Annotated in this window: 17 protein-coding genes; 1 reads left to right on the top strand and 16 read right to left on the bottom strand. The window is 52.1% G+C overall.

The annotated features are described in order from the left end of the window. Positions 1-85 precede the first annotated feature (85 nt). The 6 genes from ACTVIM_RS02545 to ACTVIM_RS02520 all read right to left on the bottom strand — a co-directional run bounded on the left by ACTVIM_RS02545 (position 86) and on the right by ACTVIM_RS02520 (position 9,342). Positions 86-2,677, bottom strand: a complete 2,592-nt coding sequence (locus ACTVIM_RS02545) for a DUF2309 domain-containing protein (RefSeq protein ID WP_445613552.1) — start codon at positions 2,675-2,677, stop codon at positions 86-88. Next, on the bottom strand, positions 2,670-4,172 hold the full coding sequence (locus ACTVIM_RS02540; RefSeq protein ID WP_445613551.1) for an NADH dehydrogenase subunit 5: 1,503 nt from the start codon (positions 4,170-4,172) through the stop codon (positions 2,670-2,672). The genes ACTVIM_RS02545 and ACTVIM_RS02540 overlap by 8 nt, the downstream gene beginning before the upstream one ends. A 335-nt stretch (positions 4,173-4,507) precedes the next feature. After that, the gene (locus tag ACTVIM_RS02535) at positions 4,508-4,876 is read right to left on the bottom strand and encodes a DUF2294 domain-containing protein (protein ID WP_033020034.1); all 369 of its coding nucleotides are present in this window, start codon (positions 4,874-4,876) and stop codon (positions 4,508-4,510) included. Between the two features lie 302 nt (positions 4,877-5,178). Continuing rightward, the gene (locus ACTVIM_RS02530) at positions 5,179-6,885 is read right to left on the bottom strand and encodes an ABC-ATPase domain-containing protein (protein WP_445613550.1); all 1,707 of its coding nucleotides are present in this window, start codon (positions 6,883-6,885) and stop codon (positions 5,179-5,181) included. A gap of 136 nt (positions 6,886-7,021) precedes the next feature. Continuing rightward, the gene (locus ACTVIM_RS02525; protein WP_445614290.1) at positions 7,022-7,810 is read right to left on the bottom strand and encodes a MerR family transcriptional regulator; all 789 of its coding nucleotides are present in this window, start codon (positions 7,808-7,810) and stop codon (positions 7,022-7,024) included. A 68-nt stretch (positions 7,811-7,878) separates the two neighbouring features. Further along, a complete protein-coding gene (locus ACTVIM_RS02520) occupies positions 7,879-9,342 on the bottom strand; it encodes a protein adenylyltransferase SelO (RefSeq protein ID WP_445613549.1) in 1,464 nt (487 codons plus the stop codon). A 174-nt stretch (positions 9,343-9,516) separates the two neighbouring features. Between ACTVIM_RS02520 and ACTVIM_RS02515 the strand changes: the two genes are divergently transcribed. Next, entirely contained in the window at positions 9,517-9,852 is a 336-nt protein-coding gene (locus tag ACTVIM_RS02515) for a hypothetical protein (RefSeq protein WP_033020030.1), read from the top strand. A 111-nt stretch (positions 9,853-9,963) separates the two neighbouring features. On the opposite strand, the gene ACTVIM_RS02510 is transcribed toward ACTVIM_RS02515, so the two are convergent. From ACTVIM_RS02510 to ACTVIM_RS02465, 10 genes are all read right to left on the bottom strand, one after another. Further along, positions 9,964-10,296: an antibiotic biosynthesis monooxygenase family protein gene (locus ACTVIM_RS02510; RefSeq protein ID WP_445613548.1), complete on the bottom strand. Its 333-nt coding sequence runs from the start codon at positions 10,294-10,296 to the stop codon at positions 9,964-9,966. Positions 10,297-10,349: 53 nt separating this feature from the next. Next, entirely contained in the window at positions 10,350-10,982 is a 633-nt protein-coding gene (locus ACTVIM_RS02505; RefSeq protein WP_445614289.1) for a response regulator transcription factor, read from the bottom strand. Further along, positions 10,957-12,009: a sensor histidine kinase gene (locus tag ACTVIM_RS02500; protein ID WP_445613547.1), complete on the bottom strand. Its 1,053-nt coding sequence runs from the start codon at positions 12,007-12,009 to the stop codon at positions 10,957-10,959. The genes ACTVIM_RS02505 and ACTVIM_RS02500 overlap by 26 nt, the downstream gene beginning before the upstream one ends. Next, the gene (gene liaF / locus ACTVIM_RS02495) at positions 12,006-12,737 is read right to left on the bottom strand and encodes a cell wall-active antibiotics response protein LiaF (RefSeq protein WP_445613546.1); all 732 of its coding nucleotides are present in this window, start codon (positions 12,735-12,737) and stop codon (positions 12,006-12,008) included. Before liaF ends, ACTVIM_RS02500 begins: the two co-directional genes overlap by 4 nt. 134 nt (positions 12,738-12,871) lie before the next feature. Beyond that, positions 12,872-13,498: a PspA/IM30 family protein gene (locus tag ACTVIM_RS02490; protein WP_445613545.1), complete on the bottom strand. Its 627-nt coding sequence runs from the start codon at positions 13,496-13,498 to the stop codon at positions 12,872-12,874. Between the two features lie 12 nt (positions 13,499-13,510). Next, positions 13,511-13,867, bottom strand: coding sequence for a lmo0954 family membrane protein (locus ACTVIM_RS02485; protein WP_445613544.1), 357 nt, complete (start codon positions 13,865-13,867; stop codon positions 13,511-13,513). 395 nt (positions 13,868-14,262) lie between these two features. Continuing rightward, positions 14,263-14,907, bottom strand: a complete 645-nt coding sequence (locus ACTVIM_RS02480; protein ID WP_445613543.1) for an ABC transporter ATP-binding protein — start codon at positions 14,905-14,907, stop codon at positions 14,263-14,265. Between the two features lie 19 nt (positions 14,908-14,926). Continuing rightward, the gene (locus tag ACTVIM_RS02475) at positions 14,927-16,447 is read right to left on the bottom strand and encodes a hypothetical protein (protein WP_445613542.1); all 1,521 of its coding nucleotides are present in this window, start codon (positions 16,445-16,447) and stop codon (positions 14,927-14,929) included. A gap of 2 nt (positions 16,448-16,449) precedes the next feature. Continuing rightward, on the bottom strand, positions 16,450-17,232 hold the full coding sequence (locus ACTVIM_RS02470; RefSeq protein ID WP_445613541.1) for an ABC transporter permease: 783 nt from the start codon (positions 17,230-17,232) through the stop codon (positions 16,450-16,452). A 742-nt stretch (positions 17,233-17,974) separates the two neighbouring features. Then, positions 17,975-18,871, bottom strand: a complete 897-nt coding sequence (locus tag ACTVIM_RS02465; RefSeq protein WP_445613540.1) for a 3-hydroxyacyl-CoA dehydrogenase — start codon at positions 18,869-18,871, stop codon at positions 17,975-17,977. Positions 18,872-19,448 lie beyond the last annotated feature (577 nt).

The raw sequence follows: 19,448 nt of genomic DNA, 5'->3' as shown, positions 1-19,448 counted from the left end.
ACACTAGATGCTGTGTCTTTCTTGAGGGGAGATCGCCTTTTGGGTCATCCCCAAGCGGCCGATGATGCTTGCTCAACGATCCCGTTCAAATGCAGGGATGGGTTGCTTCCCAGTTCAGCCACTCCCCGCTGTCAGGATCGATCGAGGCAAGCCGAAGCCAACCGTTTTGCACTTTGCGGCGAAACGCTTCGTCTGTATCGAGCAGGCGCTCGATAGACGAGGACGGCGCTTCAATGATGACAAGCAGCCTTAGCGGCGCGTGGAACCACTCGCCGTCAGAAACGGCCACCGACTGCCATGGCAAGCCAGCGAGCAAGTCGCTGCCGTTTCCTTGCATCACCCCGATGCCGCCGGTCACCGTCTGCGTCGTTTTGTCGCCGCTTCCGTAATAATGCGGCGCAACGGTGGAGGCGTAATATTGCAAGTTGATCCACTGCCCGACCGTCGCCGGTCCGGCAATGATGCCGGCGAGCGCCTCACCGCTTGGATCCTCGCGCCAATCGTAACTGTGCAAAAACACTCGTCCGTCCAAATGAGCTCCCTTCGTCAACGCCCGGCGGCCAATCAAGAAAGCGGCGTTGCCCGCCAACCCCCATTCCGGGCGGATTTCGCTCCAGTCCACCGCGCGCCGCCGCGCTTCAGCAACCGGATCGCGCGGCAGGCGGCCGACATGCGGGAGCTTTGCCATCCGTTCTTCGTTCGCTCGGCGACCGGCTTCACGTAACGCCTGCTGCAATCGTTCAAACGCCTGCGCGGCTGCCCCCGATAACGGCGGCACTTCCACCCACTGCAATTCATCAACGGTCGTAATATGTTCGGCCGCAATAAATACCGTCTCATCCGGGATGACAATCCCTTCTTTTTCCAACTGCGCGCGCACGTGCGGCAAATTGGCCAGCGCCGCAAACACACGGGCGTTGAACGCCCCAGCGGCGCCGCCGCACGCTCCGCAATCTAGCGCAGAAGCGTACGGATTGTTGGCCGTTTCGCTCTCATGACCGCAGACGACGACAAGCGGAGCAAACGAGGACGTCAACCCAATATTGACGAGGAGTTGTTTTACGTACTGCGCTTGCTCTTCTTTTGTCAACCCGATCGGCAAGCCGGTCGTTTCGTCATGCCCTTGGCAATCCAGCGACAGCGTCGTCTTCGGTTTTTGCTCCGCCGCGGCGGACGCTTCATGCACGGCGCTTCCCGCCCAAGCCGGCGCCGCGCTGCGAGCGAGCGTATGCAAGCCGAGCCAAGGCCCGCTCATTTCCGGAAGAAGCAAACTGGCCAGCAAGTGCTGCTTCACTTTTTTGAACGTGCGGCCAACAAAACGGACGAGATCGCGCCGGCGACGATACGGCTCGGCAACTTCGGGAGCAGCGGTTTCCTTGATTTCATGCTGCGGCGCCACAATCGCCGGACAAGATGGATGGGCATCATGACCGTCCAAAACGCGCGTTTGAATCGGCAAGCCGAAAAAGCCAGCGCAACCATACGTTTCAAACGGCCCTGCCGCTTCGATCTGACGGCGGAACGGCTCGGAGCGGACATCGATGCAAAACAGTAGCTGCGCGGCCGCCTGCTCTTGGCTCGCGTCGTCCGGACGAACGGGGCGAATCGCCTCTTTCAACTTCGCTTCATACGTATCCTCCCATGCCCCGAGCCAGAGATGACGGCGGTCAATCCGCCAAAACCGGTCAACGAACATCAAGCGGGCTTGGCGGTCTGAAAGCGGCAAACGCTGCCATTCGTCAAGCGTCATCCCGCCCCACTGAATCCAAGCCGCCAAGAGGAACGCCGCCGCGCGGTCTTCTTTCTTTTCTTCCTCCTCAAGCGGCACATGCAAAGCAGCGAACACCCATTCAAGCGACAAACGGACAGCCAAATAATCAAGCAGCCCACCGATTTCGTCCCCACTGCGGCGCGATTGCCACAAGACCATGCCCGCCCATCCCGGCAGCGCCAACAAATGGGCTTCCAAATACGCTTGCACGTCTTCCGTCCGCACGCCAAGCTTGTTCAGCGCCTGCTGCAACGCCTCTTCAGCGCGCTCCGGCCACTCGCAAATCCGCTTTCTCTCGTCCTTCGACAGCGAGGGGTCTTCGGGCGCCAAGCGCCGCCAAGCCGCATAAAAGCCTTGCTCGCGATGCGGCAACGCCCACACCGCCTCACCGCGGTCATAAAACAGCTTGCACCATTTGGCCGTTTGCTGGTCAAGCCGCTGGGTCAACTGAAGGCGGGCAGACACGGGAAAAACACAACGGCGGCGCGGCACCAACGACTCCAGCTCCACATCCGGAAGCGCTCCGTCCGGCAGCGCATCGTTCCAAAGAAGGGCGCGGCATAACCGCTCCGCTTCGTGGCGAGGAGCCGGAAGCGCGGTGGCGTCGAGCCACCGCTGTAGCCGCCGCTCGACAAACGCAAGATCAATGTCGCCTTTGGCCAAAGCGGCATGGAAAACAGCCATCGGCGGATACAGGTCAATGCCGTGCATTTCCTGCAGCCGATCCGCGACATGGACAAACGGCTCCTCCTCCAGCCCCATCCATGGATGGCGGGCGATAAACGCCGAAATCGGCCAAAGCGGGGCAATGACCTTGGCCGCCTCACTGATGAGGGAAGTGAGCGGACGGACGTCTTTTTTCCGTTCAGCCGATGTCCGCCCGGCGGAAACAACGGTTTTACTCATGGGCCATCCCCTCCTCTAAATAGGATGCGAGATAACGCGGGTGGGCTTCAGTCGCCGCTGGGCGCGGTTCCCCCCAATGCACGAGCCGCATATACAAACGAACGGCAAGCGGAGAGTGGCGGTGCTTCGCCGTCCAAACCGCTGCCAAGGCAGCCAAGGCAAACAAAAGGCAAACGCCCCATTCAAACGAAGAAGGCGGCAAAAAGGCGGATGACATTCGCAGATCGACCAATCGCAACAATTGAGCGCGCACCGTTTCGGACAATAACGCCAGCCCGACAACCGCCGTTAAACCGAGCCACCGCCCTTCGCGAAAATCTGCCAGCCTCCCCCAAGCCACTGCCGCCGACGCCGCCAGCAGCACCGAACTCAACAACCGGGCCGGCTCATGCGGAGCCGCTTGCCAAAAGACCGCACCGAGCACCAGCCCGACAACCATTCCTCCGCGCCACGAACCGGCCGTGACCCGTTCTCCCGCCCGGCCCACTCGCGGCACGACCGAACCGGACTGCAAAAAGAGCGTAGCTTTGAACAATCCGTGCAGCACTAAGTGCACCACCGCCGCCCCGTAAGCGCCAAGAGCGCATTGCACAAGCATCATCCCCATTTGCGCCATCGTCGAACCGACCAATTGCCGCTTGTAGTCGACATGAACAAAGCTGATGCCTGTGCCGATCAAAATCGAGACAAAGGCAAGCAAAAAGAGCAAAACATGCGCCCACGTGTCGGTAAAGAGCGGGGCAAAGCGCCCGAGCAACAAACCACCTGCATTCACCAATCCGGCGTGCATGACAGCTGACACAGGCGTCGGTGTCACGACCGATTCCATTAGCCAGCGGTGAAACGGCCATTGGCCGGCCGGAATGATGGCCGCCGCCAACAGCAACCCGTTGAACACCGCCCGTTCCCAAGCTTCCAAGTGGGCGATCCGCTCGGCGGATAACGCAGCGGTCAACGTCCATTCCCCGCTGTCGACCCCAAGCCAGACAGCCACAATGATCAAAGCGAGCCAACTCGCGCCAAACATTAGCCCCATTTGCCGAACGACGAACGGAACCGGACTCCATTCTTTTTTCAACGCCGTCAACGCCACAAGCCCCACGAGCGGCAACCCCCAGCACGCGGCGATCCACCGCAAGTCATGAGCGGCCCACGTGAGCGAAGCGGCCACCGTCGTCCACGTCAAAAGCGAGAAATACCACCGATAGCGGCGATCTCCATGCAAATAGCGAATCGAAAACCGTTGGATCGCCCAACTCAACAAAGAAACATACACGCCGGACAGCCAACTGACGGCATCAAACCGAAAGCGGCCGATATCCACCGTCCCAGCGCCGATCCACCCGATCAGCGCGACAGCCCCCGGCAGAAGCAAGAGCCAAGCATGAACATGCACGTATCGCTCCGGCACACGCGGGAACAGCCAGATCAGCGCACTGATGAGGACAACGGCCGCCGATGCAAACCATCCCCAAGTGATCCATTCCATTCCCATTCCGTCTCCTCCCCTCTGTTTGATGAGCCCTTGGTGCGGAAGAAAAGAAAAAACCGGCTATGTCAATCCGGCAAGGCGGCCCCACAAGGCCGTTCCATTGCCGAGCGATTGCTCATAGCCGGTTTACCTTCAACCAATCTTCGATGCGATTGTTTGAAGATCTCCCGCGCGCTCTCTCGCAATGGGCGACGGTCGGTTTCCCTTCAACGAACCTAAGCCGACGTAGGTTTTTTGAAGGGCTGCCGACAGCATCGTCCTCTCGATTTTCTTTTATCCTTACTATACAAAAGTTGTTTTTATTATACAACATCTTGATGGACGTGTCATGAAAAACGTTACTTTGTCAGCTGCTTTTCCAAATCGTGAAACAGCTTAAAAACAATGATGCGCTCGCCTGTTCGCGTGCTCAAATCGGTGTGGAAGCTTTTCACCTGCTCGCCGGTGATCTCGAAAATCATCTCTTTCAACTCATCGACTCCCGATTCGACCAAACTCGTTCTCGACCGTTTCACCGCCAGCATCCCTTCTTTCGTCTCGCACAGCGCATACTCCGCCGGCGTCAAAATGCCGTGCAAGGACACGATGATCATGTCGCGCAAAATATCGGTTTTGACCGACACCGAGCCGCGGCCAAGAAAGTCTTTTTCCCATTTCGTCAACGCTTTGCTGATTTCGGATTCGATCCAGCCTTTGGATTTGTTCATGCCCTGTCCCCCCTCACTTGCCGCGGCTTCCCGCCGCTTTCGCCACGTTGCACTCATAACCTTTATTATAGCGGCAATGGCTTCATGGCGCTAGAGTCAAATCACCGGAAAACAGGGGACAGCCGCCGCTGTTCCGAGCAAAGGGGCTGATGTTTCTCTTTTGCCCTATGATCCAGCGGGGCGTGTTTATTTTGTTCCCAGTAAAAGCACTGATGTTCCTCCCCGCAACAAGCGCCGGTTGTTTAGGCGGAAGCACAGCCGGGTGGCAAAAAGCGGACACCGCTTCGCGCAGCCCTCTATTCCTAGCACTGCCGGCAGCGAAGCGTCCGCAGCCGATTGAGCGCCGCCGCCAGCTCGAAGCGGCGCGGGCGGGCGAACTCGCCGGGATGGCCGTTGCGGAAAGAAATCGAGCCAAGCCCATGTTGGTCCCACCGTTCCTCGATGGCATCGAGCAATTGCCGGACGGTCTTCGTTCCGTCGAGCCACCCTTTTCGCTCCATATACAAAAACGCCGCAGCGATCGCTCGCGTCTGGCTGTCGTCAACAAGCTGCTCGAGCGCATACAACAGCACGTCCGTCAGCCCGTATTGAATGACATGGCGACCGCGCGCGACCGCTTTCGCTTTCTTTCCTTTTTGGCTGTTTAAGCTCTCCGGCAGCGGGATGCGTTCACGAATGCGGCCAAACGACACTCCGCCTTCCGCTTTCCGCCCCGATGGCATCTTGGCCGCGATCTGTTTCGCTTCGCTGGTCACATCGGATGGAACATACTGTTCCAGTTTGATCACACAATCGGCAATCTCAAAATAATCCCCTAACCCTCCGACGACCAAGACAGTCGAAATGCCGTAATCGTGAAACAGCTGGCGGGCTTTGTCGATATACGGGGTGATCGGCTCGGCTTCTTTCGCGATGAGCGCCTGCATGCGCGCGTCGCGCATGAACAAATTGGTGGCGCTCGTATCTTCATCGATCAAAAACGCCGACGCCCCCGCTTCGATCATTTCGATCATGCTCGCGGCTTGCGAAGTGCTGCCGCTCGCGTTTTCCGTCGAAAAGCGCGTCGTCTCCTTGCCGTACGGCAGCGTGCCGATAAACGGGGAAATATCGACATTGGCCACGCTGCGGCCGTCCTCAGCGCGAATTTTCACCGCCCCGCTGTCAGTGATGACAAACTCCCGGCCATCGCCGGCGATATGGTCATACACACCGTGCTCTAACGCCTGAAGCAGCGTCGATTTTCCGTGGTAACCCCCGCCGACAATGAGCGTGATCCCCTTCCGGATGCCCATGCCTTTGATCGGTTCGGCGCGATGCGGCACCGGAATCGCCACCTCGAGCTCCGGCGGGCTTTGAAACGGCACCGCACCTTTCCGCAGCGGCTTGTCGCTCACCCCGCTTTCGCGCGGCAAGATCGCGCCGTTGGCGACAAACGCCACCAATCCGCGCTCATGCAAATAGCGGCGGATGGCATGCTGTTGATCGGCCAGCTCAACCGCCAGGCGGATCTCCTCTTCACGAAGGCCGTACACCGCCCGCTCGATCACGGCTGGAATTTGTTCAAAAAAAATGCTCTCGGCTTCCTTCGCTAAAATGCGCCGCCCGTTGGCCGGCAAGCCAACCGATAAACAAATGGCGATCGTCTCATCGGTGATTTGCACCGCCGTTCGCTCGAGCACCTTCTGCCCCGGTGCGTCGATCGACACGAGCCCGCTTTTTCCCGACCCGCGCGCCCGCGCCGGCCATTGCCGCAGTTCGTGATGGACGCGGCGCGCCAACACATCTTCGCAACGGACGCGGCGCGGTTTCGTGTTCGTCCACTCCGATGTCAACACCGTCTTCACCCGTGGCACGATCACCCGAATTTTCGACGGTTCCGCAAACGGGTCGCCTTGCACATGGTCAATCGCCAAAGTAAACGCCGGAAAGCAATACTCCCCCTCAATCGCTTTGTACGCTTTATATCCCTTTTGGTCAATGGCCCGCAGTTGTTGCCTGAGCGCCTCCATTGCACCCACACCTTCCTTTCGCTGTTCACCGAGGACTCCTTTATGCACCACTTTGATTGTATCGCAAACCGAACGCCTTCATCCAGAGCCATCAAAAACGGCGGCTCGCCTATTCTTCGGGCGAGCCGCCTGCCGCTTACCGGTCTTTCATCCCCGTATAGATCCAAATCGCTTCTTTGAGAAACTCAGCCGCTCCCGGATGCACTTGGTCATAATACGCTTTGAACCGTTCGTCCTCGACATACAAGCGCGCCAGTCCGGCATGCGCTTCCTTCGAATAATAATCCCACCAGAAGCAAAGCCATTGACGGTGCAAATCCGCTGCCCGTTGCGCCGCCTCGCCGGCCGGGTCGCCATCTTGCATCGCTTCTTTCAATGCCTCAAGCACCTCTTGACTGAGCCGTTCCGCCTCATCAAACTGTTCCTTCGTCATCTTCCGCAGTCTGTCGTTGGAACGATCGACCTGTTCATCGCCATACTTATGGCGAATTTCTTCGCCATATTTCCGCTCGTTTTCTTCAACCAGCTGCTCCTTGAACGCGGCAAATTTTTCCTCGTCGCTCATTGAGATTCCCCCTTCTTTCGCGGCAATCGTTTGTTCAACGCTCGCAATCAACGCATCGAGATGGCGTCTTTTTTCCAACAGCTGTTGGCGGTGCTCCCTTAGCGCTTTCAGTTCATCAAAGGACGGGGAATGAATGATTTGTTTGATCGTTTCCAAATCGACGCCAAGTTCGCGGTAAAAGAGGATTTGCTGCAAACGATCGACTTCGCGTGGCCCGTACAGCCGATACCCGGCGTCGCTCAACCGCGCCGGCTTCAGCAACCCAATCTGATCGTAATACCGAAGCGTCCGGCTTGTCACCCCCGCCAGTTTGGCCAGCTCATGCACGGTGTACTCAATGTTCCTCACCTCCCTATGGATGACGATACACCTTGACGCAACGTCAAAGTAAAGAGGAAAATGAAAAAAAGGGCTCCCAAGGGCCCTTTTCACGTCCCGCAAAACGTCCGGTACGGCCGGTCGGACGGCGGCGGCAGCTCCGCGTATTCCGCTTGTTCCGGCGAATAAGCGTACGGGTCGGCCAGCGCTTCGAGGAAACGCTCCATCACGCTGTAGTCGCCGCAATTGACCGCGGCGGCCAACGCCTCTTCAACCCGATGGTTGCGCGGAATGACGGCCGGATTATGGCGGCGCATCCGTTCATACGCTTCTTCCCGCGAAACCGCTTCTTGGCTGAGCCGCGTTTGCCAGCGCTCGTGCCACTCGCGAAACTCGGAAGCGTCAAAGAGCGCCATTCCGGTGTACTCGCCTAACGTCAACGCCCGGAACGTGTTCGTATAGTCAGCGCGGTATACTTCCATCAGCCGCAATAAATCGGCGATAAGCCCGCCATCCCCCGCTTGCGCTTCAGCCAAACCGAGTTTCGCTCTCATCCCGTCGAGCCAATGACGATGATACAACGTCGGATATTGATCGAGCGCTTCCTGCGCCAACGCCACCGCCTTTTCCTCATCCTTATCCAGCAGCGGCAGCAAGCTCTCCGCCAATCGGGCTAAGTTCCAGCCCCCGATATACAGCTGATTGCCGTACGCATACCGCCCTTCCGTATCGATGGAGCTGAACACCGTCTTCAAGTCATACGTGTCCATAAACGCGCATGGCCCGTAATCGATCGTTTCCCCGCTGATCGTCATGTTATCGGTGTTCATCACCCCGTGGACGAAACCGACAAGCTGCCATTGGGCGATCAATGCCGCTTGCCGGGCGATGACTTGTTCAAGCAAAAACAAATAGCGGTTCTCAGCCTCCTCAAACCGAGGGAAATGCCGCTCGAGCGCGTAATCGGCCAACGCGCGCAGCTCTTCTTTCGTCCCCCATTGCGCCGCGTATTGGAACGTCCCGACACGCAAATGACTTGAGGCGACGCGGGTTAACACCGCCCCAGGCAGTTCGGTTTCCCGCCGAATCGTCTCTCCCGTTGTCACGACCGCCAAGCTGCGGGTCGTCGGAATGCCAAGGGCGTGCATCGCCTCGCTCACGATGTACTCCCGCAGCATCGGCCCGAGCGCCGCCCGCCCGTCGCCGCCGCGCGAATACGGCGTTCGTCCCGAGCCTTTCAGCTGGATATCCACCCGCTTGCCACTTGGGGTGACATGCTCGCCGATGAGCACCGCCCGTCCGTCGCCAAGCATCGTGAAATAGCCGAACTGATGCCCGGCATACGCCTGCGCCAGCGGCTCAGCCCCGTCCGGAATCCGATTTCCCGCCAGCACCGCCACCCCTGCGTCGCTTCGCAATGCTTCTTCATTCAACCCAAGTTCTGCCGCAAGCGGCCGGTTGAGCACCGCCAGTTCTGGCGCGCGCACCGGCGTGGGGAGAACGCGGCTGAAAAAGCGTTCCGGCAGCCTTGCATAACGGTTGTCAAACGTCCACCCCGCATCCAATTTGCTCATCTCCTTTTTCGGCCAAGCTATAGTTCTATTGTATGGCAAAGCAAGCGACATAATAAATCGAAAACACGCGGTTCGCCCCAAAAATTCGACCGCCCTGTTTCGACGAAACTCACCATCTTTTCTCTTTCGCTTTCGTTCCGTTTCGCCTATAATGGCGATGAGGAGGTGAAACGAATGGAAGAAAACACGATCATCCAAGCGGTGCTGCACGCCCTCGAACAACATTCCGACAAAATCAGCTCGAAAATGGAGGAAATGGAACAACGACTCCGTGGTGAAATGCACGAAATGGGCCAGCAGCTCCGCAGCGAAATCCATGCTGTCGAAACCCGTCTTGAAGCCAAAATCGATTCCCTTCGTGAGGAAATGCAACAGATGAACAGACAACTGAACGAACGAAGCGATCGCCTCGAAGAAGAACTCGCAGACACGCAAACCTCGGTCGACGTGTTGACCACGAAGGTGCTCCATCACGACCGAAAGCTTCGCCAATTGGCCAAACAAGCGTAATTCCTCTCGAAACGTTAGCCTTTTTGACCCACCGCAACGAACAAAACCGCTCCTGTTTCATCCTCCTGTTCCGTTTGATGAAATGGAGCGGTTTTGGTGTTCACAGAACACCTACTCCCTATCAAAAAATGAATCGCGTTCGACATAGCATACTCTCAATGCATAGCGCTTGTACCAATCCGCTTTTCCTTTTTTCTGCGCCAGTTGATGCCAATCATGCTTTTTCCAATTGCGAATGGCCTCCAATGACGTCCAATAGGAAACCGTAATCCCGATTCCATTCTGCCCTCGCACGCTTTCCACACCTAAAAATCCGGGCTGTTTGGCAGCGAGTTCTACCATCATTTTCGCCATTTCTTCATATCCATCGTCCTCTTCTGTCCTCTCCGATGTAAAAATAACGGCATAATACGGCGGCTGCGGCGTGTTAGCGATTCCACTCATCGACGATTTCCCCCTTTTTGTCATTTCATCATCTCTTGCCACTCACACGCTCCTCATTTCACCAATCCATGCCGAAACGCATAAATGACCGCTTGCGTCCGGTCTTGGACGCCGAGTTTAGAGAGGATGTTGCTCACATGCACTTTCACCGTTTTGAGGGAAATGAACAATTCCTCAGCCATTTCTTGATTCGTCTTCCCTTGCGCCATCAGCAAAAGCACTTCCATCTCCCGGCTCGTAAGCTGTTCGTGCGGCAGCCGCTCTCGTTGTTTTCGCCGGTTTGGCATGACTTTTCCCGCTACTTCCGGCTCGAGCACCGATTGTCCGTGGAACGTAGCACGAATGGCGTCGGCAATTTCGCTCGCTTTCGATGTTTTCAACAAATAGCTCGTCGCCCCTGCTTCGAGCGCCGCGAACACGTTTTCATCATCCAAAAAACTCGTCACGACAATGATTTTCGCCTCCGGCCATGCGCGAATGATTTCCTGTGTCGCGGCAATGCCGTCCACCGGTTCCATCACCAAGTCCATCAAAATGACATCCGGCCGCAACTGGAGAGCGAGCTCAACTCCCTTTTCCCCATCCTCCGCCTCACCGATCACCTCCATGTCCGGTTGAGCGGACAAATACGCGGACACGCCAAGCCGCACCATTTCATGATCATCGACAAGCAGCACCTTGATCACGGTCATCCCCCCTATGCAAAAGCGGCACTTTCACTTCCAGCCGTGTTCCTTGGCCTTTTAAGCTCACTACCTTCAATGTTCCGCCGATTTCCGCCGCCCGCTCATACATGTGCTTCAACCCGTACGAACCGCTTTTTGAACGTTCCACATCAAAACCGACACCGTCGTCAGTGACGCGCAAAATCGCAAACCCGTCCCGTTCAATCAGCAATACTTCCACCGTTTGCGCTTTCGCATGGCGCAACGTGTTCGACAGCGACTCCTGCAAAATGCGAAACAGATGATCTTCCACCCCTTTATCGAGCGGAACGTCTTCGATGTTCCATCTTATCTCAAGCGGCACTTTGCCCGCCAATTCCGTGAGCAGTTCGTTCATCCCTTCTTGAAGCGATTTTCCTTTCAGCTGCACCGGCCGCAAATGCAAAAGCAGCGCCCGCATTTCCAATTGCGACTGGTGAATCATTTGCTCGACCATGGCCAATTGTTTGCGCTGCCGTTCATCATCCGGCGGCATCGCTTCCATGACGGCCGACATCATCATCGAAGCCGCGAACAATTGTTGGCTGACCGAATCGTGCAGCTCCCGCGCCAACCGCGTGCGCTCTTCGGAAAGAATGCGTTCAACGAGCCACTCTTCCTGTTCGGCCTTTTCCGCCGCTAACTTTTGCACGCGCTTCGTTTGCGCGCGCCATTGCGCTTGCAGCTTCTCGATTTGTCGCCAGACGTCTTGCAGCTCCGATGGCGCTTCGGTCCGGTAAAGCTCCCCGATTTCACCGCGTTCAATGTGTTCCAGCGCCTGCCTGAGAGCCTCTCGCTGCCTCCGCCAAACGATATCCAACAGAAGCCCGCTCACGATCCCAACCAGCAAACTGCCGGCTGTCACAAACAGCAAAAACGGGACCCCCATCACCGTTCTCTCCCACAGCTCCGCCCATGTCCCAAGCGGAAACGTGTACAGAAAGGAAACAAACAACAAACCAAAAACAATCAGCGCTGATAACACGGAAACGATCAACGACCGGCTCATAGCCGCTTCACCTCAAGATGGCCGATCATCATCGAGGTGACAATTTTCAGTTTCCGCTCGGCCGCTTGATACGAAGGGGTCTGATAAAGGAACGTCTGATTAAACAGCTGTTCTGTCGCATGCCCAAACACCGTCGCACCGCCAACGATGGCCGAATGGACGACCTTCGTCTCCACCTCGTACGGAACAAGCACGCGCACATGACCGATCAACCCGCGCACCATAATCACCGCTTCCCCTTTCGGCAAGACGGTGTTGCTGACGTCGATCACCGTATCGCCAATGCCGGTTTGAATGTTGACGTCATCCCATTCATACACATGTTCGGGAGTCGCCTGCCGTCCAAACAGCACATTACAAAACAACGGCTGCCGCTCGATGATTTCCTCGTTTCCACTCGTCGCTTCCGTGATGACAGGACGAATAACGGTCGGCTGCTGCTTGGACTGAGCAAACTTCCAAATAAAGTAAAATAAACTAGCAACAACGATCAACCGGGCCGTCACCATCGTAAACATATGAAACACGAGACTAATGCCGCCGAGCGAAAAGAGCACTTTCCCCCGTCTGCGCGGCCAAGACTGTTTGCCGATATAAAGCAAAGCGACCGATAATCCGATCGAAAACAACCATCCGGGATGGAAAAACGAAATTTCAATCGCCAAAAGCACTAGCGCGATCAAAACCGCCCAACTGACATAATCCGTTTTCTTCCGTTGATCGAGCATGCGGGGAGCCCCCTGTTGTCCAAAATGAAAAAGGTTGTTTCAAACGATGATTCGCCCCAAAGCCCAACATGGTGTGCATACCAAGTATGAAAGAAGGTGCCCCACTATGTCGGGACACCTTCTAGCATATCCGGTTAGTTTCCTTCCTGCAACTGCTTTTCCAGCTGAGCGATGCGCGCGTCGATCGTGCTCCGGTAATAATCGGAGCGAACTTGCTGCTCCAGGCGGTCAAGGTAGGCTTCCGCATCGGCGAACGCCGCCAGCGCCGGACCGGCATCCCCGCTGATCACCCGATGGATTCGGTAGTGCGCCCGCGCCGCGTTTTCCCGCCCCATCAACTCCATGCGCCGCATCTGCATGTCTTTCAGCTTATGCTTCATTTCCTCATATTTCGCTTCCAACTCAAACAGCTCGCGGCTCGCTTGCTCGAGCAGCTGTTTCAGGCGGCCCGCCCGTTCCGCATATTGCGCTTGTTCGCGCCGGGCAAATTCGGCCAGCTCTACTTCCCCGGCCTGCGCCGCCACCTCCGCCTGCTTGCTTCGTTTTTCGGCCATCTGTTCCGCCTCGCGATGTTCACGGGCAAACTGCTCTTTTAACACATATTGGCGCTCAAGCAGCTGCCGCACCCGCTCGGCTTCTTGTTCACATTGGCGTAAATAGTGATTGAGCAGCGCAATGGGGTTTTTCTTTTCTTTTTCGTCAAGCCATTCGTGAAGATCGGCTTCAATGATCGTTTTCAAACGCGAGAATACACCCACCATCGATCACTCCTCTTAATACTGTTTTTGCAGCTCGGCCCATTGTTTTTCAAAGTTGACAAACGGATCGTCGCTTTCCGAAACGACACGTTCCCCTTTCACTCCGTTCCATTGTTTATACACGACATACAACACATACGCCGCCACAAGCGCCATGAGCGCCGGCACATTCGAAGCGCTGGCCACCAACGCCGCACAGCCAATAAGCGCCCACACCACTTTCCCAAATGTCGATGGGGCTTTCAAACATTTCTTGAACGCATAGTACAAGATCGCCAGCGTGATCACCAGCCCGACAAGCGGCCCGAGATGAAACAAGAACACCAGCAAAGCGGCCGCGCCGGCAACGAACAACCCGATCTTTTTTGCCATCCTTTCGCCTCCTTTCGCTTCCTATCGTATCGCATCCCCGTAAACTCCCATCACGTTCCGAAGATATATTTTGACTACGACTCAAGGCGTATTTTTCAAAATAGGAAGCGAGGTGGTCACTGCAGCCGCGCCACTTGTATTAAAATCATTTCCATATGAAAAAGACAAACAGAGCACTCCTTGTGCCGCGTGAAGCTGTTTTTTACGGCAACAATGGAAATACATTGTTTCGCTGCCTCATCAATCCCCCCGAGGAAACATTGCCGTTCTTCCCAAGTCCGGCAGCGACGAGGCAAAAAAATGCCTCCCATTGATACAAATGGGAGGAGAAGGCACTTGGCAAACTTCAGACGTGTATCTAGTAGAAATATGTTGCTTCTCATTAACGATTGCCATTACCGTTCAACCGGTTCCAGTTTATATTTATTGATGCGGAACACATGATCACAAAGAAAGTTAATATCTTCCTGATTATGACTTGTAAGTAAAATGGTACGTCCTTCATTCTTAAAAGATAATAATAGATTCCGGATTCTATCTACACTTTCTGCATCTAAGGCATTGAATGGTTCATCTAGGATCAGCACTTGTTGATCTTCCATAATAGCTTGGGCAATAGCTAATTTTTGCTTCATCCCTAACGAATAATGCTTGACTTTTTGTTTGGCCCGGGGATCTAACCCAACCTTTTCCATCGTTTCAAAAATCTTTTCATCATTAATTTTTCCTCTGATCATTGCCAATTCTTTTAAATTTTGAAACCCTGTTTTATTCGCGATGTAACCAGGACGGTCTATAATAATGCCGAAATCCTCTGGAAATCTTTCTCTTTTTCCCATCTCGGCTCCGTTCACCGTAATCGTCCCTTGATCCGGGAACACAAACCCACAGATCATCTTAAACAATACCGATTTCCCTGAACCGTTTGGCCCTATAATACCGTATATTTTCCCTTTTTCCACATTGAGATCAACACCATCAAGAAGAGTTACTCCTTTATACGCTTTACTTACATTTTTTAAAGAAATAACAATGGACATTACTTTTCATCCCACCTGCTTATATTTTTAGACTTTGCTTAAACAGATAATGAACGACAGACAAAGCTATGGTGTTCACAATAACTAAAATGACTGTTAGATCATACGGTGAGTCATCGGCTAAGTAAACAATGCCATTCAGTCCCACGGGAATAACACCTCCCCCATTTACCCCCGGGAGCATTAGAATCATAAACACCCCTACTAAAAGCAGACCATGTATTGACTCTTTGCTTACCCAAGAAACAATAAAAACGGCAATGATATAAAAAATAATCTGCAGAAAACCGTTGATAAAAAAGTGATAAATCACCTCATACACTGGAGTCGAAAGCACCGTGACATGAAAACGCATATTCAGCCCAAAACAGACAGCGATCACTAGGGATAACCCCATCAACGTGCACAGAAATAATGCTGTTGCCTGAAACAGTTTTAGCATCCAACTCCAAAACCATTTATCCAAACTTCTAAAACGAATAATTTTATAATAACCTAGCTCTTCAATCTCATTGCTGAGGAAAAACGATTGAACCAAATAAACAAACCCAAAAAATACAAGGACATAAAAGAAAAAGGGAACATACATAAACCGTTCCGCGCTGACACCAACAAAAGACATGACCAAAACATCCCAAATAGTGAGATCGGCAGATGTTTTTAGCAAAGATCGGGCTGTTAAACTTATACCTATAATACAAAGAAAAAAATAAATGACAATCGGAATATACGGTTTGATCCATTGAACATATGCTTTTTTGTTTAAATCCAGAACTTGCAAAAACAAGACAATCAGTACACTAGCAACGAAAAGGACAATAGAAACTAGGATTAGTGAGTGAAACGTGTTTACTGCTTGCACAATAGAAAAAAATGTTGGCGGAGACAAAAAAGCTAACTCTCTAGGCAACAACTTAAATCCTATGATACTGCCCAGAAAAACAATAACGCTAACGAAAAGCATGAAATACTTGCTCTCGGTCAAAACATACAAAATGGCTAACACTAGATGGGTGAATGAAAAAGTTACGATTACCAAAACAAACTGGGCTGCAAGGGCAAATAAGGGCATTTCAAAGAACGCTATCAACTCATTAAGCGTATTCGTCCAATGCTCCGTTGCACTAAGCTGGCTCCAATCCCACGACCAAGGGAAGCCGATGGCCATGAACAAAGATACAAACACCCATAAGAGCAGTAAAGGAGCAATACTGACCCAAAAATTCCCAAAAGAATAGTACACCCATTTTTTGAATGATCCTAAACGAATCAAAACTTGATAATCAAAATCAATGAAAATCGATCGGATTGAAAAAACTAGCACTAGAGGAATAATGAAATAAACAATAAGATACATATCACTTAGTAAACGCAACGTAAGATCCCAATTGTTAAAATAGACTTTCCTCTCAGAAGCAGTCTGAACGATTTCCTTTTTTAGCATAAAACCATAGAGGCAAAAAACACTCCCTACTGCCAGCCATTTTAGACTGACAACGCCCTGTAGAACTTTTTTCTGAAAGAACATCCTTTGTTTCATAACTATATCATCCACTCTTTTTGATTTCGCACTAAGAAGACGAAAATCCCTATGAAAATGATCAGCAGAAACGTGAACGGCACCAGCACAGTCCATAAAGACTGCACTTCGATATTAAATGGAAAAATAGTGCTAAGCGGCGAAAACATTGGTACGTTGAGTATGCCTGTTACAAAGTTAACGATATGATAAAAAACAAATGGAAACGATAAAGCCACAAAAGGATGGCTTAAAGTGAGCAACAACATAAAAGCGATTGTGGAATAAACTACCCCATTTATCGAAACCCACAAAGCATAAATCAATCCATATGTGAAATCCCCGTACGACAAGAACGATGAAAACGTTGTAGCAGGTATATGTGTCTTCTCATCGATAGGAGTATAGTAAATAATCCCCAACCTTGGTTCCACATACATGATAAACAAAAACGGAAGGAAAATTAACAAAAATAAAACAAATCCCGTCAAAAAAGCATTGATCAACCCTTTGCTAAGCAAATACGTATTCAATGGAATTCGCATGCGAGTATAAGTGATAAAATGATTTCTTTGTTCTTGCACAAAGGAAGGCAGATAAATGAGAATAACAAGGACAGGAAAAAGCAACGGAATAATCGCCGATATCGTCTCCTGAAACACTTCAACCGGCTGATAAAACTGATACCCTTCACTGATCATGCAAAACCTTACAGTTGGTAAAAGGAGAACAATCGTCGTCCACATCAAGACATTTTTGACTGTGCACGCTCTTTTCCATTCAACGAATAACTGTTTATACAACATCTATTTCACCTCTATCATTTAATTGCTCTGCTGCTACCTATACACACTAGGGAGTACATTACTTCCCCCAAACATCCTGCACGCTCAAACTGTAAGCTGAGACATAGAGGGAGAAAGTTTGTTGCAGGAGCAATCAGATGTCACTTTTCCAGCAAGGAACATGATTATGCACAACAAACACAACCGTATTATAACATATAGTACAGATAAGAACAAGCAAGATTTTCCCCGAGTCCGACAGCGACGAGGCAAAAAAATGCCTCTCATCCCTTGATACCAAAGGGACGAGAGGCATTTGCGCGCGTAATCCGACACTTCTCCTGCCAACGTCTCGATTTCCCAAGCCTGCCTAGGGGAAAGAAACCGCGAAATGCGTTTGGCCAGACGCTCCAAGGCAGCGCGATCCACCTCGTCTTCACGTCCCAATGAATCAATCCCCTTCGCTTTCACCTATTTGGCTTTCGGATCCCATTCGTTGAGCAAGTCGGAGATACACCTCGGTTGTTCCATCTTTGTTTTTGCGTGTGACTCGTCGTTATGTACATGCCTATATGATCATCGATATTCAGCTGCTTTAAAAGTTAAAATAAACAAGTCGTGGGCCGATGAGATTCAGCGTTTTTTCTAGGATCCGCATCGTGAAATACTTGATATGAGAGCATGTTAGCCATTTTCCTTTGCCTAAAAGGGCCTCAAAACTGTCGAACTGGGGAACGAGATACGTGATCTTTTCCGTCGCATATCATCCTTTTAGAAAATCCGGTTGCTCATACTTCGGATGCGGATAACAGTAAAAGCCTTCTCCGGTCGCGACACCGAGTTTTCCTCTGTCAATAAACTCCTTTTTCAGTTTTTCCGCCAATTTCCGCGCCTCTTCATCTCCCGCTTTCGCTTTGGCACTGACAATGTTGTAGACTGTGTTGATGCCGACGACATCCATAATGGCGAACGGGCCTTTAGGTGATCCGGTTGCGATCATCCACGTTTTATCGATAATTTCCGGATCAGCTATACCCCGAATGTACAAGCTTTGCGCTGCATCCAAAAATGGAACAAGCAGCGAGTTCAAAATATAACCGGGTTGTTCTTTATGAAGAGGCAGCGGCACCATCCCGATCGCCCGAGCGAAATCAATGACTGCTTCAAACACTTTCTCATCAGTCCCCGAGTGCTTCATCACTTCCGCCATATTGTGCAACCAAATTTCGTTCGCAAAATGAAGCGCCAAAAACTTCTCCGGCCGCCCCGTTGCTTCCGCGAATTGGCTGGGCAACATCGTCGACGTATTCGTGGCAAAAACGGTTTTCTTTGGCGCGTATTGCCCAAGCTTTTTGTAAAACTCCGTCTTGATTTCCCTCACTTCCGGAACTGCTTCAATTACTAAATCGGCCTCACGCACCGCTTCTGCTAAATCGGTATAAAACGAAATTCTCTCATAAGCGGCACGAACTTCCTCCTCTGAAGCCCCAAGATCTTCTTGATATCGCTTCATCAGCTCTCGAAAACGTCCTTTTGCTTTTCCAATCGCTTCATCGTTAATATCATACACCGACACCTTAAATCCTTTAAACGCTGTTTGGAAAGCGATTTGGCTTCCTAAAACCCCGCTTCCAGCAACAGTTATGTGTTGGAAATGCATCTTTCATCCCTCCGTATTGGCAATTTCACTTTCCTAAGAAAACGCTCATTCTTGAGTAGCCCTTTTCATATCCAGACTGAGTACAAAATGCGCTCAGGGATACAAATTTGAAAAACCACTGCCTAGAATGCATTTTTCGTATTGGCAGCTTTGACCGACTGACTGCTTCTCTAAAACGTTCCTGCCTGTTTTATCTTTCCTACGAGCGGCTACACTATGATTTTGTTCAAACCCCTCCTAACCCATTCAGCCATTTTTTCGATGTGCAGCAACCTTCGTTACATAAAAAGCCCGATTCCCTCTAGTCAAGGGAACGAGCTTTTCCTCATGATGATTTCACAAGCAACGCACAACACTCCACATACCTTGAGTGGTGATCGCAGACAACATATGGATGTAGCAGTGTTTGCCATAAAATATATTTACTCCTTAACTTACTGTACAGTACATTATCAATAAATTGATTTGCATCTGCAACCCTTTTATTTACAAATTCTTTTTTCAGCTCACGAAAATTGGTTAACAAATTTCCCCATGGCCATTTTCAGGAATATTGATCAAGTCCGCGAAATTGTGT

Source organism: Geobacillus sp. YF-1, assembly GCF_052692335.1.
The sequence above is the reverse complement of the archived record's forward strand: the minus strand, read 5'-3'. Positions and strand labels throughout refer to the sequence as shown.